The sequence below is a fragment of the Paenirhodobacter sp. CAU 1674 genome, assembly GCF_029222945.1.
In the GTDB taxonomy this organism is placed as follows: domain Bacteria; phylum Pseudomonadota; class Alphaproteobacteria; order Rhodobacterales; family Rhodobacteraceae; genus Rhodobacter.
In genome coordinates, this window is sequence record NZ_JARHUH010000006.1 from 13,110 (window position 1) to 25,776 (window position 12,667).

The 12,667-nt window shown below is 66.8% G+C and carries 11 protein-coding genes; all 11 read left to right on the forward strand.

The window, feature by feature from the left end; translation table 11 throughout:
* Positions 1-4: 4 nt before the first annotated feature.
* The 11 genes from P2G62_RS09680 to P2G62_RS09730 all read left to right on the forward strand — a co-directional run bounded on the left by P2G62_RS09680 (position 5) and on the right by P2G62_RS09730 (position 12,667).
* The gene (locus P2G62_RS09680) at positions 5-1,522 is read left to right on the forward strand and encodes a M81 family metallopeptidase (RefSeq protein WP_275734688.1); all 1,518 of its coding nucleotides are present in this window, start codon (positions 5-7) and stop codon (positions 1,520-1,522) included.
* Between the two features lie 8 nt (positions 1,523-1,530).
* On the forward strand, positions 1,531-3,120 hold the full coding sequence (locus P2G62_RS09685) for a gamma-glutamyltransferase (RefSeq protein ID WP_275734689.1): 1,590 nt from the start codon (positions 1,531-1,533) through the stop codon (positions 3,118-3,120).
* 24 nt (positions 3,121-3,144) lie between these two features.
* Complete coding sequence (locus tag P2G62_RS09690) at positions 3,145-4,554, forward strand: amidase family protein (protein WP_275734690.1); 1,410 nt, start codon at positions 3,145-3,147, stop codon at positions 4,552-4,554.
* Between the two features lie 68 nt (positions 4,555-4,622).
* Entirely contained in the window at positions 4,623-5,315 is a 693-nt protein-coding gene (locus P2G62_RS09695; protein WP_275734691.1) for a GntR family transcriptional regulator, read from the forward strand.
* 93 nt (positions 5,316-5,408) lie between these two features.
* Positions 5,409-6,557, forward strand: a complete 1,149-nt coding sequence (locus P2G62_RS09700; protein ID WP_275734692.1) for a transporter substrate-binding domain-containing protein — start codon at positions 5,409-5,411, stop codon at positions 6,555-6,557.
* Entirely contained in the window at positions 6,554-7,198 is a 645-nt protein-coding gene (locus P2G62_RS09705) for an ANTAR domain-containing protein (protein WP_275734693.1), read from the forward strand. The genes P2G62_RS09700 and P2G62_RS09705 overlap by 4 nt, the downstream gene beginning before the upstream one ends.
* A 173-nt stretch (positions 7,199-7,371) precedes the next feature.
* Positions 7,372-8,220 (forward strand): nitrilase family protein, encoded by an 849-nt coding sequence (locus P2G62_RS09710; RefSeq protein WP_275734694.1) that lies wholly within the window; start codon positions 7,372-7,374, stop codon positions 8,218-8,220.
* A gap of 50 nt (positions 8,221-8,270) precedes the next feature.
* Positions 8,271-9,422 (forward strand): substrate-binding protein, encoded by a 1,152-nt coding sequence (locus P2G62_RS09715; protein ID WP_275734695.1) that lies wholly within the window; start codon positions 8,271-8,273, stop codon positions 9,420-9,422.
* Positions 9,423-9,512: 90 nt separating this feature from the next.
* A complete protein-coding gene (locus P2G62_RS09720; protein ID WP_275734696.1) occupies positions 9,513-10,349 on the forward strand; it encodes a branched-chain amino acid ABC transporter permease in 837 nt (278 codons plus the stop codon).
* Complete coding sequence (locus P2G62_RS09725; RefSeq protein WP_275734697.1) at positions 10,342-12,132, forward strand: ATP-binding cassette domain-containing protein; 1,791 nt, start codon at positions 10,342-10,344, stop codon at positions 12,130-12,132. Before P2G62_RS09720 ends, P2G62_RS09725 begins: the two co-directional genes overlap by 8 nt.
* Positions 12,125-12,667: an ATP-binding cassette domain-containing protein gene (locus P2G62_RS09730; protein WP_275734698.1), complete on the forward strand. Its 543-nt coding sequence runs from the start codon at positions 12,125-12,127 to the stop codon at positions 12,665-12,667. Before P2G62_RS09725 ends, P2G62_RS09730 begins: the two co-directional genes overlap by 8 nt.

The following is a 12,667-nucleotide window of genomic DNA, read 5'->3' on the forward strand; positions in this document are numbered from 1 at the left end:
CGCAATGCGGATCATCTTTGCCGGGTTTCAGCATGAAACCAACACCTTCGCGCCGGACCTGGCCGATGACGCGGCCTTTGCCCATGGCGGCGGCTTTCCGGGGCTGTGCCGGGGCGATGCGGTGATCGACGCGCTGGTGCCCACGGCCAACATCCCCGGCGCGGGCTTCCTGCAGGCCGCGCGCGAGGCTGGCGCCGAGGTGGTGCCGGTGCTGTGGTGCGCGGCCTGCCCCTCGGGCTTCGTCGCGCGCGACACTTACGAGCGGATCGCGACCGAGATCGTCGACGGCATCCGCACCAATCTGCCCGCCGATGCAATCTATCTGGATCTGCACGGCGCGATGTGTGCCCAGAATGTGCCCGACGGCGAGGGCGAGTTGCTGGCGCGTGTCCGCGCGGTGACGGATATTCCGGTCATCGTCAGCCTGGATCTGCACGCGAATGTCACGCAGCGAATGCTGGATCTGGCCGATGCGCTGGTCGCGTTCCGCACTTATCCGCATGTCGATATGGCCGAAACCGGGGCCCGCGCGTTCCATCTACTGACCGAACGGCTGGACCGTGGTGCGCCTTTCGCCAAGGCCGCGCGCCGCATTCCCTATCTGATCCCGATCTGCTGGCAGGCGACCGAAAGCCAGCCCAGCAAGGGAATTTATGAACGACTGGCGCAGATCGAGGCCGACCAGAACCTGCCCAGCCTGTCCTGGACGATGGGTTTCGCCGCCGCCGATTTCGCCGAATGCAGCCCGGTCGTCTGGGCCTATGGCGATACCCCCGCTGCGGCAGAGGCCGCGGCCGAGGCGGTCTATCAGGACGTGCTGGCCGCCGAGCCCGCCTTTGCCGGGCCGCTTTACGATGCCGATGCCGCCGTCGCGCAGGCTCTGGCGCTGGTCCGGCAGGGCATCCGCCCGGTGGTGATCGCCGATGCGCAGGACAATCCCGGCGCGGGCGGCAGTTCTGACACGATGGGTTTGCTGAAGGCGCTGATCGCGCATCAGGCCACGAACGCGGCGATTGGCGTGATCTACGACCCAACGGCCGCTGCGGCCGCCCACAAGGCGGGCGTGGGGGCGGAAATCACACTCGATTTGGGCGGGCGCGCGCCGATTGCCGGCGACAGCCCGCTGCACGCCACCTTCACGGTCGAGGCGCTGTCAAACGGGCGGTTGCACACCTTCGGCCCCTATTACGGCGAACGCGAGATGGATCTGGGCGCTTCGGCCTGTCTGCGTATCGGCGGGGTGCGCGTCGTCGTGGGCTCTGCCAAGGCGCAGCTCGCCGATCAGGCGATGTTCCGCTATGTCGGGATCGACCCCACCGCCCAGGACATTCTGGTGGTGAAAAGCGCAATCCATTTCCGCGCCGATTTCCGCCCCATCGCGGGGGAAATCCTGACCGCCGTCGCGCCCGGCGCGATGATGATGCGCACGACCGACTGGCACTGGCAGAACCTGCCCGATGAGTTGCGGATGATGCCGGGCGGCCCGACCTTCACTGACACCAGACCCGCCACAACCGCCTGAGGTCCACCATGCCGATCACCGACATCCGCTCGCCCAACCTGTCGCGCGAACTGCGCGTGACCAAACCCGCGGTCCGCAGCGACGGCGGCATCGTCACCGCGCAAAACCGGCAGGCCGCGCAGATCGGCGCAGACATCCTGCGGGCGGGTGGCTCGGCGGTGGATGCGGCGATTGCCACATCTTTCGCGATCGGCGTGCTGGAACCCTGGATGAGCGGGATCGGCGGGGTCGGCGCGCTGCTGGTGCGTCCGGCGGGCGGGCCGGTCACCGCCATCGACGCGGGCGCGCGGTCGCCCGCCGCGCTGGACCCCGCCGATTTTCCGCTGGTCGAGGGCAAGGATGGCGATCTGTTCGGCTGGCCCAATGTGTTCGAGGATCGCAACGTTATCGGGCCGCGGTCGATTTGCATTCCCGGCCTTCTGCGCGGGTTGGAGCGGGCGCATTCCCGCTTTGGCCGCCTGCCCTGGGCCGATCTGGTGGCCCCGGCGATCGCGCTGGCCGAGGCGGGGGTCTTTGTCGACACGCATGTCACGCTGTGGATCGCGCAGGACATGGCGCGGATCGCCCGCAATCCGGCCTGTGCCGCTTGGTTCTTGCCGAACGGCGTGCCGCCAGTGGCCCCCGCCGCCGTCAGCGGGCAGGTGCTGCGGCTGCCCAATCCCGCGCTGGCCCGCACCCTGCGCCAGATCGCCTCCGACGGGCCCGGCGCACTTTATACCGGCGCGATTGCAGCCGCCCTTGCCCAGGATGTGCAGGCGCTTGGCGGGTATCTCTCGACCGAGGATCTGGCAGGATTTGCCGCGACCGAGACCCCCGCCGCGACCGAACCCTTCCGCGACCGCACCCTGCATCTGGTCCCCGAGCTGAACGGCGGCGTCACCATCGCCCTTGCGCTGCGCCAGTTGAACGGCGCGCCGCCCGGCACCGGCCCGCAGGCCACGCTGGCCGCCGCCCGCGCGATGGCCGCCGCGTGGGAGCATCGCTTCACCCATCTGGGCGACGGGGCCGAACGCAGCCTGCCCAGCTGCACCACCCACTTCAGCGTGGTCGACCGCGACGGCATGGCCGTGTCGCTGACACAAACCCTGCTGTCGCTGTTCGGGTCAGGCGTGGTTTCGTCGCAGACCGGGATCTTGCTGAACAATGGCGTCAACTGGTTCGACCCGCGCCCCGGACGGATCAACGCCATCGGGCCGGGGCGCAAGGCGCTGGCGAATTATGCGCCGATGATGATGACCGGCCCGGGCGAGGATGTCGTGGCCATCGGCGGCTCGGGCGGGCGCAAGATCCTGCCCGCGGTCTATCAGGCGCTGATCCATCTGGCCGATGCCGGGCACGATCTGGAGACCGCGATCAGCGCGCCGCGCTTCGATCTGTCCGCGCCGCCCACGCTGGTCGCCGATGCGCGGTTCGATGCGGACACGCTGGATCTGCTGGCGGCGGAATTTCCCGTCGTGCTGACCGACCGGCAGGAACACCCGAACAGCTTCACCACCCTTGGCGCGATCCGGCGCAGGGACGGGGTGAACGAAGGCATGGCCGAACCCTGGCACCTGTGGGCCGATGCCGTGGCCGAAGGCGCGCCGCTTTTCCCGTAACCCGCCCAACCGACGGAGACACCCATGACCCCTACCCCGCTCTGGAGCCTGTCGGCCACACAGATTGCCGCGCTGGTGCGCGCCCGCAGCCTGTCCGCGCGCGAGGTCGCGCAGGCGGCGCTGGCGCGGCTTGATGCGGTCAACCCCGCGATCAATGCCGTCGTCGAATGCCGCCCCGAGGAAACCCTGGCCGCCGCCGACCGGGTGGATGCGATGCTGGCCGCCGGGCGCGATCCGGGGCCGCTGGCCGGGGTGCCGGTGACGATCAAGGTCAATGTCGATCAGACCGGCTATGCCACGACCAATGGCATCACTCTACAAAAGGATCTGATCGCCGCCACGAACAACCCGGTGGTCGAAAGCCTGCTGTCGGCGGGGGCGGTATCGCTCGGGCGCACGAACACGCCGGCGTTCAGCTATCGCTGGTTCACCAACAACCTGCTGCATGGCCACACCTACAACCCGCGCAACCGGGCGCTGACCCCGGGCGGATCGTCGGGCGGCGCGGCCGCCGCGGTGGCGGCGGGGATCGGGGCCATCGGACATGGCACGGATATTGCCGGATCGGTGCGCTACCCGGCCTATGCCTGCGGCATTCACGGGCTGCGCCCCTCGATCGGGCGGGTCGCGGCGTGGAATGCCAGTGGCAAGGACCGCAGCATCGGCGGGCAGATCATGGCGGTTTCCGGGCCGCTGGCGCGCACGGTGGACGATTTGCGCCTGGCGCTGGCGGCGATGGCGCGGCCCGATGCACGCGACATCTGGTGGGTGCCCGCGCCGCTGACCGGACCCGCCGTTGACCGGCGCGCCGCGCTGTGCCTGTGCCCCGACGGGGCCGAAACCGCGCCCGAATTGCAGCGCGCGCTGCGGGCCGCGGCCGAACGGCTGCGCGACGCGGGCTGGCAGGTGGACGAGGTCGACGACCTGCCCCCGATCAAACAGGCGGTCGCGGTGCAGTTGACGCTGTGGATGGGCGACGACTACGCCGGGCAGGTGGCAATGGCCGAGCGCGAGGGCGACCCCGGCGCGATTGCGGCGCTGGCGGGCCAGCGCGAATTCGCGCTGTCGCTCGGGATGGCGGAGTTTTCGGCCGCGCTGACCCGGCGCGTGACGATTGCCCGTGCCTGGCAGCTGTTCACCGAACGCTACCCCGTTGTCTTGCTGCCGCCCTCGGCCGAACTGCCCTTTGCCGACGATCTGGACCTGCGCAGCGATGCCGATTACGCCCGGGTCTGGGAGGCGCAGGCCGCGATGATCGGTCTGCCGGTCACCGGCCTGCCCGCGCTGACGCTTGCCACCGGCGCCACGGCAGACGGCACGCCGCTGGGGGTCCAGATCGTCGCCGGGAAATACCGCGAGGACGTGGCCCTTGCCGCCGCCGAGGCGATCGAGGCACGCCAGCCTGCCGTGACAATCGCCACACCCGCAGGCTGACCCCTTGCGCTTGGCGGTATCGCACAGGATGATACCGTTTCAATGCAGGCCACGTCACAGGAACGAAAATGTCACTCAACAAGCTGCGCCCCGTGACGCGCGAGTCGACCGAGACAATGGTCACCAACAACCTGCGCGACTATATCCTGTCGGGCGAAATCGCCTCGGGCAGCCGCCTGACCGAAGTTGCCATGGCCGAACAACTGGGCGTCGCGCGTGCCACCTTGCGCTCGGCGCTGCACCGGCTGGCAAGCGAGGGCATCATCGTGCAGATCCCCTATACCGGCTGGCAGGTGGCGGATCTGTCGCCCCGCGATGTGTGGGAAATCTGGACCCTGCGCGGCAGTCTCGAAGGGCTCGCCTCGCGGTTGGCCGCCGAACGGCGCGAACCCGAGGTGCGGGCGGATCTGGAGGCGGCCTTCACCGCGCTGGAAAACGCCTGCGCGGGCGGCGATCTGTCCGAGATGATCGAGGCCGATGTCGCCTTGCACCGTGCAATCATCGCGGCCAGCGGACACAGCCGTCTGGCCGCGCAATACCGCATCGTGGAACAGCAGGTGCGGCTGTTCATCGCCACGTCGAACACCCATGTCGCCACCGGGCCCGAAGATATCATCGCCCAGCATCAACCGCTGATCGCCGCGCTGCGGGCAGGCGATGCCGAGGCCGCCGCGCAAGCCGCCTGGCTGCATGACGAAACCGAAGGCCGCCGCCTGATGGCCTGGCAGGAAAGCCAGGCCAGGCTTTCGGCCACGCGCTGACCCCGCGGGCCGGGCCCTGCCTTGCGGTCGCGGGGCTGCGGCGCCTATAGTGCGGCGCCAGTCAGGACAGGACATCGCGATGAGATCTTCGGCATGAACGCATCTGCGCAAGAAGGATGGCGGGTCGGCGTGCTGTTCTCGACCACCGGGACGACCGCCGTTACCGAAGGCGAACATCTTGCCGGAACGCTGCTGGCGATCGACGAGATCAACGCGGCGGGTGGGGTGCTGGGCCGTCCGATCGTGCCGGTCTGCCGCGATCCGGGCTCGGACAATGATACCTATCGTGCGCTGGCCCGGCAGATGCTGTCGGATGACGAGCTGGAAATCCTGTTCGGCTGTTCGATGTCGGGCAGCCGCAAGAAGGTGCTGCCGGTGGTCGAACGCCACAACGGGCTGCTGTTCTATCCCTCGATGTATGAAGGCTTCGAATACAGCGAAAATCTGGTCTATACCGGCGCCACGCTGAACCAGACCTGCCTGCCGCTGGCCGATTACCTGTTGCAGACCTGCGGGCGCAAGATCGTCTTTGTCGGGTCGGATTACATCTATCCGCATGAATCAAACCGCGTCATGCGCGAGTTGATCGAGGCCAAGGGCGGCGAGATTGTGGCCGAGCATTATCTGCCGCTGGGGGCGGGCGCCGCCGATCAGGTGCCGCTGATCGAGGATATCGCGCGGATCAGACCCGACGCGGTGTTTTCAACCCTCGTGGGCAGTTCGGCACAGACGTTCTATACCCTTTACGATGCCGCGGGGATCGACCGCACCGCCTGCCCGATTGCCAGCCTGACCATGGCCGAGGGCGAGATCGCCCGGATCGGACCGGCCCGATGCACCGGGCACATTCTGGCCGCCAGCTATTTCCAGACCATCGACACCGCCGCGAACCACAAGTTCGTGGCCTCGTTCAAGGCGCGCTACGGGGCCGCGGCCACCACCAGCGTCTGGTCGGAACCGGCCTATTGGCAGGTCCACCTGTTTGCGCAGGCGTTGCAACAGGTCGGCGCGCTCGATACCCGGCGGATCGGGCAGGCGATTGCGGGCCGCGAATTTCGGACCCCGGGCGGCCCGGTCCAGATCGACGCCGATACCCGGCATTCCTGGCTGACGCCGCGGATCGGGGTGGCGCGCGCCGACGGGCTGTTCGACATCGTCTGGACAGGGGGCGGGCTGGTTCGGCCCGATCCTTATTTCGCAACCACACGGTTCGAGGAACCGTCACTGCGGGAATGGGCATGAAAGGGCATCCTCCACGCCGGATACTGGACGACCTGCGCCGCGCGCGGGTGCTGGTGATCCATCCCCGGGACGAGGACGGCAAGGTTCTGATCGACCAGCTCAGGCGGCTGGGTTGTGCGATCACGGCGGTCTGGCCACTGCCCGCCACCCTGCCCGAGGGGATCGACACCGTCTTCGTAAGCGTCGAAGACACCCCGACCGATCAGCTGGCGCGTCTGCTGGAGGGGCAGAACCTGGCGGTGATCGCGGTGGTGACCTATGAAAGCCCGACCTCGCTGCGCGCGATCCATGACCTGAACGCGCATGGGGTGATGAGCAAGCCGCTGCGGTCGCTCGGCATCCTGACGCAGTTCACACTGGCCCGCTATCGCCAGGGATATGAGGCACGGCTGGCGGGCAAGGTCACCAAGCTGGAAGAGACGCTGAAGGGCCGCCGTCTGGTCGACCGGGCGATCCGTCTGCTGATCGACGTGCAAGGCATGAGCGAAGACGCGGCCTATAAACTGCTGCGCGATCAGGCCACCGCCGAACGCACCCCGCTGGCGGCAATTGCCGAAGACATCATCGCCGCGCATGACACGATGGCCCGGCTTGGTCTGGTGCGCGGAACCGTTCCCAAAACGCCCAATAAATCAGCCTAAAAATGTGGCGAATGCTCAATAATTAAAGTTGAACCACATTCAACTGCGTGCCAGTCTTTCCGGGACGAGCAAGATTGCTCTGCGGCAAGGTTGCCGCCTGACATCCCGGCTATGTAGCCCCTGATCTGCGGTGACACACCGCAGCAGGGGCTTTTTGCGTTTTGGAGACTGCTGTGACCCTGGAGACCGACGAGACCGAAACCGTCACCATCGCCTGCATCCAGTTCGAGCCGATCATCGGCGCGGTGGAGGAAAATCTTGCGGCAATCGAGGCGCGCGTGCGCACGGCCGCGGCCCAGGGCGCCCGGCTGATCGTTCTGCCCGAACTGGCCGACAGCGGGTATGTCTTTGACAGCACCGAAGAACTGGCCGCACTGGCGCAGCCGATCCCCGAAGGGCGCAGCGCGCGCAAACTGTGCGCGCTGGCGCAGGAACTGGGCGTCTATCTGGTTGCGGGTCTGGCCGAGGCCACTAACGAGGCGTTCTATAATGCCGCCATCTTCTGTGGCCCCGAGGGCTATATCGGCACCTATCGCAAGCTGCACCTGTGGAACCGCGAGAACCTGTTTTTCGCGAAGGGCAACCTGGGCCTGCCGGTATTCGACACGCCGCTGGGGCGGATCGGTATTGCGATCTGCTACGACGGCTGGTTCCCCGAAACCTTCCGTCAGCTGGCGATGCAGGGCGCCGAGGTGGTCTGCGTGCCGACCAACTGGGTGCCGATGCCCGATCAACCCGCCGAGGCCGAAGCGATGTCGAACATCCTGCACAAGGCCGCCGCCCATTCCAACGGCATCTTCATCGCCTGCGCCGACCGCGTCGGCACCGAACGGGGCCAGCCCTTCATCGGGCAAAGCCTGATCATCGACGCGACCGGCTGGCCCCTGGCCGGCCCCGCAGGCCGCACCGGGGAAGAGATCCTCTATGCAACGATCACGCCGAAAGCCGTGCCGCAAAAACGCAAGCTGAACGCCTTCAACGACATCTTCGGCGATCGACGCAGCGACGTTTACGGCGATTGACCACCTGCCCTTCCACCTCTGCCACCACTCCAACCAACAGGGAAAACACGATGAAAAAGACCTTCCTCTTCACCACCCTCGCCGGCGCCTTGTTCGCCAGCACCGCCCTTGCCGCCGATGGCGAACCGATCCGCATCGGTGTGCCCGTCGGCCTGTCGGGTGCCAACAGCGTCGTCGCGCCTTCGGTCGTGCAATCCGCCGAACTCGCGGTCGAGGAAATCAACGCCGCAGGCGGCGTTCTGGGCCGTCCGCTCGAACTGGTGATCGCCGATGACGCCTCGGGCGCGGCGGGCGCGCAGAAAGCCTTTGACGCGCTGGTCTATCAGAAAGAGGTCGACGTGCTGATCTCGATGGAAACCAGTGCGGCGCGCAACGCGGGCCTGCCCATCGTGGCCCGCGGCAAGGTGCCCTATATCTACACCTCGTTCTACGAGGGCCGGTCGTGCAGCCCGTTCCTGTATGTCAACGCCTGGGTGCCCGAACAGCAGGTGCCGCCGATCGTGGACTACCTCAAGGCCGAAGGCGCCAAGAATTACTTCCTGATCGGCAGCGACTATGCCTTCGGTCGCGGGATGCTGGAGTTTGCGCGCAGCTATGTGGAAAGCACCGGCGGCACCGTGGTCGGTGAAGAATACCTTCCGATGGATGGCAGCGACTGGACCGCGATCATTTCCAAGCTCAAGGCCTCGGGGGCGGATGCGCTGATTACCTCGACCGCGGGCGGCGCGCCGAACGTCACCCTGTCCAAGCAGCTGCGCGGCGCGGGCGTCGCCCTGCCCTATGCCAACCTGGCGGTCGATGAAGGCACCGCGCAAAGCATGGGCGCCGATGCCGAAGGCATCCTGATCTCGGCCTCGTACGTCACCGGGATCGACAGCCCCGAAAACACCGCCTTCCTGGAGGCGATGAAGGCCAAGTTCGGCGACGAGCTGCGCACCCCGAACGATCTGTCGGTGCCGGAATACGAGGCGGTCTATCTGTATAAGGCCGCGGTCGAAAAGGCAGGAACGACCGACACCCAGCCGGTTCTGGACGCGCTTGGCGAAGTCTCCTTCGTCGGGCCGCGCGGCACCATTCAGATGAATGCCCAGCATCACGCGCCGCTGACCATGTATCTGGGTCAGGTGCAGGCCGATGGCTCGGTCTCGGTGGTGGAAAGCTTCGCCAATGTCGATCCGGGCGCGCAGTGCCCCGATCTGTGATCTGACACCTGCACTCTCATGGGTCGGGGGGCGCCAGCTTCCCGGCCCGACACCTGCCGCGCCGCACGGCGCCAAGCCAGAGGTTACCCGATGCTGACCCTCCTGCTCGACATCATCACCACGGCGGCGATCCTGTTCATTGTCTCTGCCGGGCTGCTCGCCATCTTCGGCGTGCTGAAAATCGTGAACTTCGCGCATGGCGCCTGGCTGACCGTCGGGGCCTATTGCGCGGTGGTGACCGCGGGACTGGGGCTCAACCCCTGGCTGGCGCTGCCGCTTGCCTTTGCCGCGGGCGCCGTGCTGGGCGCCCTGACCGAGCGGCTGATCGTGCGCCCGCTTTATGCCCGCCCGCTGGATGCCATTCTGGCCACCTGGGGGCTGAGCATCGTCATCGGGCAGCTGATTACCCTGTGGTTCGGGCGCGACGTGCAGTTCACCGTCAGCCTGCTGTCGGGCACCGTCGACATCTTCGGCACCGCCTATTCGCTGTATCGTCTGTTCGCACTGGCGGCCGCGCTGGTGATCGGCATCGGCGTCACCTTCGTGCTGGAAGGCACCCGGCTTGGCCTGTCGGCCCGCGCCATCATTATGAACGAGGCCCTGGCGCGCGCGCTCGGGCTTGATACCGCGCGCATCCGGCTGGTCACCTTCATGATCGGCACCGGGCTGACGGCGCTTGCCGGCGTTCTGCTGACGCCGCTGACCAGCGTCGATCCGAACATGGGCGTGGCCTGGCTGATCGGCGCCTTCATGCTGGTGATGGTCGCGGGCTCGTCCTTCGGGGCCCTGGCAGTGGCCTGTCTGCTGTTCGGGGGCGCGCAGGTGATCGTCTCGACCTTCATCAGTCCCATTCTTGGCGGGATCACGATTGCGGTGCTGTCCGCGCTCGTGCTCCGCATCAGTTCGAAAGGCTTCTCCCGTGTCTGACACCCTGACCGCATCCCCGCGCCCCTCTGCCCAGCGTCGCGCGCTGATCCTTGGCGGTCTGGCCGTCGCGGCGCTGGCGCTCGTGCTGCTGGGCCCGCTGTTTCTGGACCGGTTCAGCCTGAACGTGCTGACCCGTTCGATGATCTATGCGATTCTGGCGATCACGCTGGATCTGCTGTGGGGGTTCACTGGCATCCTGACCTTCGGGCAGGCCGCCTTCTTCGGGATCGGCGCCTATGCCACGGCGATGCTGCTGACCCATGTCGGCAGTTCGCCCGCGTTGATCGGCGGCGCGCTGGTGCTGGCAATCCTGGTGCCGATGATCCTTGGCATCGCCGTGGGCTGGCTGTCGTTCTACTACGGATCGACCCCGATCTATGCGACGGTGATTTCGCTGGTGTTTCCGATCGTGGTGACGCAGCTGGTCTATTCCGGCGGCACCCTGACCGGATCGAGCAGCGGTCTGGTCGGCTACATGGGCCTGCCCTTCGGGTTGGAGGGGTTCTTCCGCCTGTCGGGCCTGTGCCTTGTGCTGGTCGCCATCGGTGCGCTGGTCTTTGTGCGGTCGGACGCGGGGCGGGTGCTGACCGCCATTCGCGACAATGAAACCCGCTGCGCCTATCTGGGCCTGAACACGCAGCGCATCAAGATCGTGCTGACCACGGTTCTGGCCGGTGTCGCAGGTCTGGCCGGGTTCCTGTATGCCAATGCCTCGGGCGTGGTCGCACCGGAAAACACCGGCTTCGTCTTCGGCACGGAACTGGTCGTGTGGACGGCGCTTGGCGGGCGCGGCACGATTCTGGGCCCGATCCTGGGGACCATCGGCATCGACTATCTGAGCGCGAACCTGTCGGGCGAACTGCCGTTCCTGTGGCAGCTGATCATCGGCGCGCTGTTTGTGGTGATGATCATCTTCCTGCCCAACGGACTGGCGGCGCTGGTGGCGCGTTTCACCCGGCGCGGCCGCAACGAGGTGGTAACCGGCGGTGGCCCCACACTGACGGTGAGCGCAGCCACGCATCACACGCAACAGGGCGACGGACCGTTGCTGAGCATTTCCAAACTCGAAAAATCCTATGGCAGCCACAAGGTGCTGGAGGACATCACCCTTGATGTCGCGCCCGGCGAACTGGTCAGCCTTGTCGGCCCCAACGGCGCGGGCAAGACCACGATGATGCGCTGCCTGACCGATGGCAAGGAACGCTCCGGCGGGACAGTGCGGATCGCCGGGCAGGACATCGCGGGCATGACGCCCGACCGGATCGTCGCGCTTGGCGTGGGACGCAAATTCCAGGTGGCCAGCGTGTTCGAAAGCCTGACGGTGGCCGACTGCCTGCGGATGGCGCGCAGCGCGCTGGACACGCCCAGTTGCGTCGCGACCGCCCATGACCTGGGGTTGCCGCAAGCGGCGGTCGAGATCTTGCAACTGACCGGGCTCGACCGGTTGCTTGCGACCGAAGTGTCGCTGCTGTCGCATGGCCAGAAGCAAAGTCTGGAACTGGCGATGGTGGTCTCGCTCGAACCCCGGCTGATCTTGCTGGACGAGCCGACCGCGGGCCTGACCAAGGCCGAGCGCACCACCATTGGCGGCATCCTGCGGAAACTGACCGCCGAGATGGGCTTCGCCGCGATCCTTGTCGAACACGATCTGGATTTCGTGCGCGACATCTCCAGCCGGATCGTCGTTCTGCATCAGGGGCGGCTGGTGCTGGATGGATCGGTCGACGAGGTCGTGAATTCCGAAATCGTCAAGACAATCTATTCCGGGGGCGAAAATGCGTGACACGGTGACCCAGGCAGACAAGCTGGTGCTGGAGGGCGTGACCAGCGGGTATGGCCCGATCGCCATCATCCGCGATCTGTCCCTGACCATCCGCAAGGGCGAAATCTTTGCGCTGATGGGCAAGAACGGCATGGGCAAGACCACTTTGCTGAAAACCATCCTCGGGCTTGTCGCCGCGCGCAGCGGGGATATCCGGCTGGACGGGGCGTCGATCGTCGGGATGTCGCCGAAATCGCTGGTGACGGCCGGGGTCGGGTATGCGCCGCAGGAACAGCCGCTGTTTCAGGATCTGTCGATCCGCGACAACCTGCGTCTGGCCGTGCATTCCGACCGCGATCTTGACGCCGCCCTGGACAAGGTGTTCGGGCATTTCCCCTTCCTTCAGGGGCGGCTTGCCCAGAAGGCGGGCACCCTGTCGGGGGGCGAGCAGAAGATGCTCATCATGGCGCGGGCGCTGATGCTGGGCGAGATCGACGATTCCGGCACCACGCAAAGCGACAGCCGCGCGCGGGTGCTGGAGCATCTGAAGATCTGA

Excerpts from the sequence above, each read along its gene's own strand:
- P2G62_RS09695 (WP_275734691.1), top strand. The coding sequence starts at position 4,623 with ATGTCACTCAACAAGCTGCGCCCCGTGACGCGCGAGTCGACCGAGACA.
- P2G62_RS09730 (WP_275734698.1), top strand. The coding sequence starts at position 12,125 with ATGCGTGACACGGTGACCCAGGCAGACAAGCTGGTGCTGGAGGGCGTG.
- P2G62_RS09685 (WP_275734689.1), top strand. The coding sequence starts at position 1,531 with ATGCCGATCACCGACATCCGCTCGCCCAACCTGTCGCGCGAACTGCGC.
- P2G62_RS09680 (WP_275734688.1), top strand. The coding sequence starts at position 5 with ATGCGGATCATCTTTGCCGGGTTTCAGCATGAAACCAACACCTTCGCG.
- P2G62_RS09705 (WP_275734693.1), top strand. The coding sequence starts at position 6,554 with ATGAAAGGGCATCCTCCACGCCGGATACTGGACGACCTGCGCCGCGCG.
- P2G62_RS09715 (WP_275734695.1), top strand. The coding sequence starts at position 8,271 with ATGAAAAAGACCTTCCTCTTCACCACCCTCGCCGGCGCCTTGTTCGCC.
- P2G62_RS09720 (WP_275734696.1), top strand. The coding sequence starts at position 9,513 with ATGCTGACCCTCCTGCTCGACATCATCACCACGGCGGCGATCCTGTTC.
- P2G62_RS09690 (WP_275734690.1), top strand. The coding sequence starts at position 3,145 with ATGACCCCTACCCCGCTCTGGAGCCTGTCGGCCACACAGATTGCCGCG.
- P2G62_RS09700 (WP_275734692.1), top strand. The coding sequence starts at position 5,409 with ATGAACGCATCTGCGCAAGAAGGATGGCGGGTCGGCGTGCTGTTCTCG.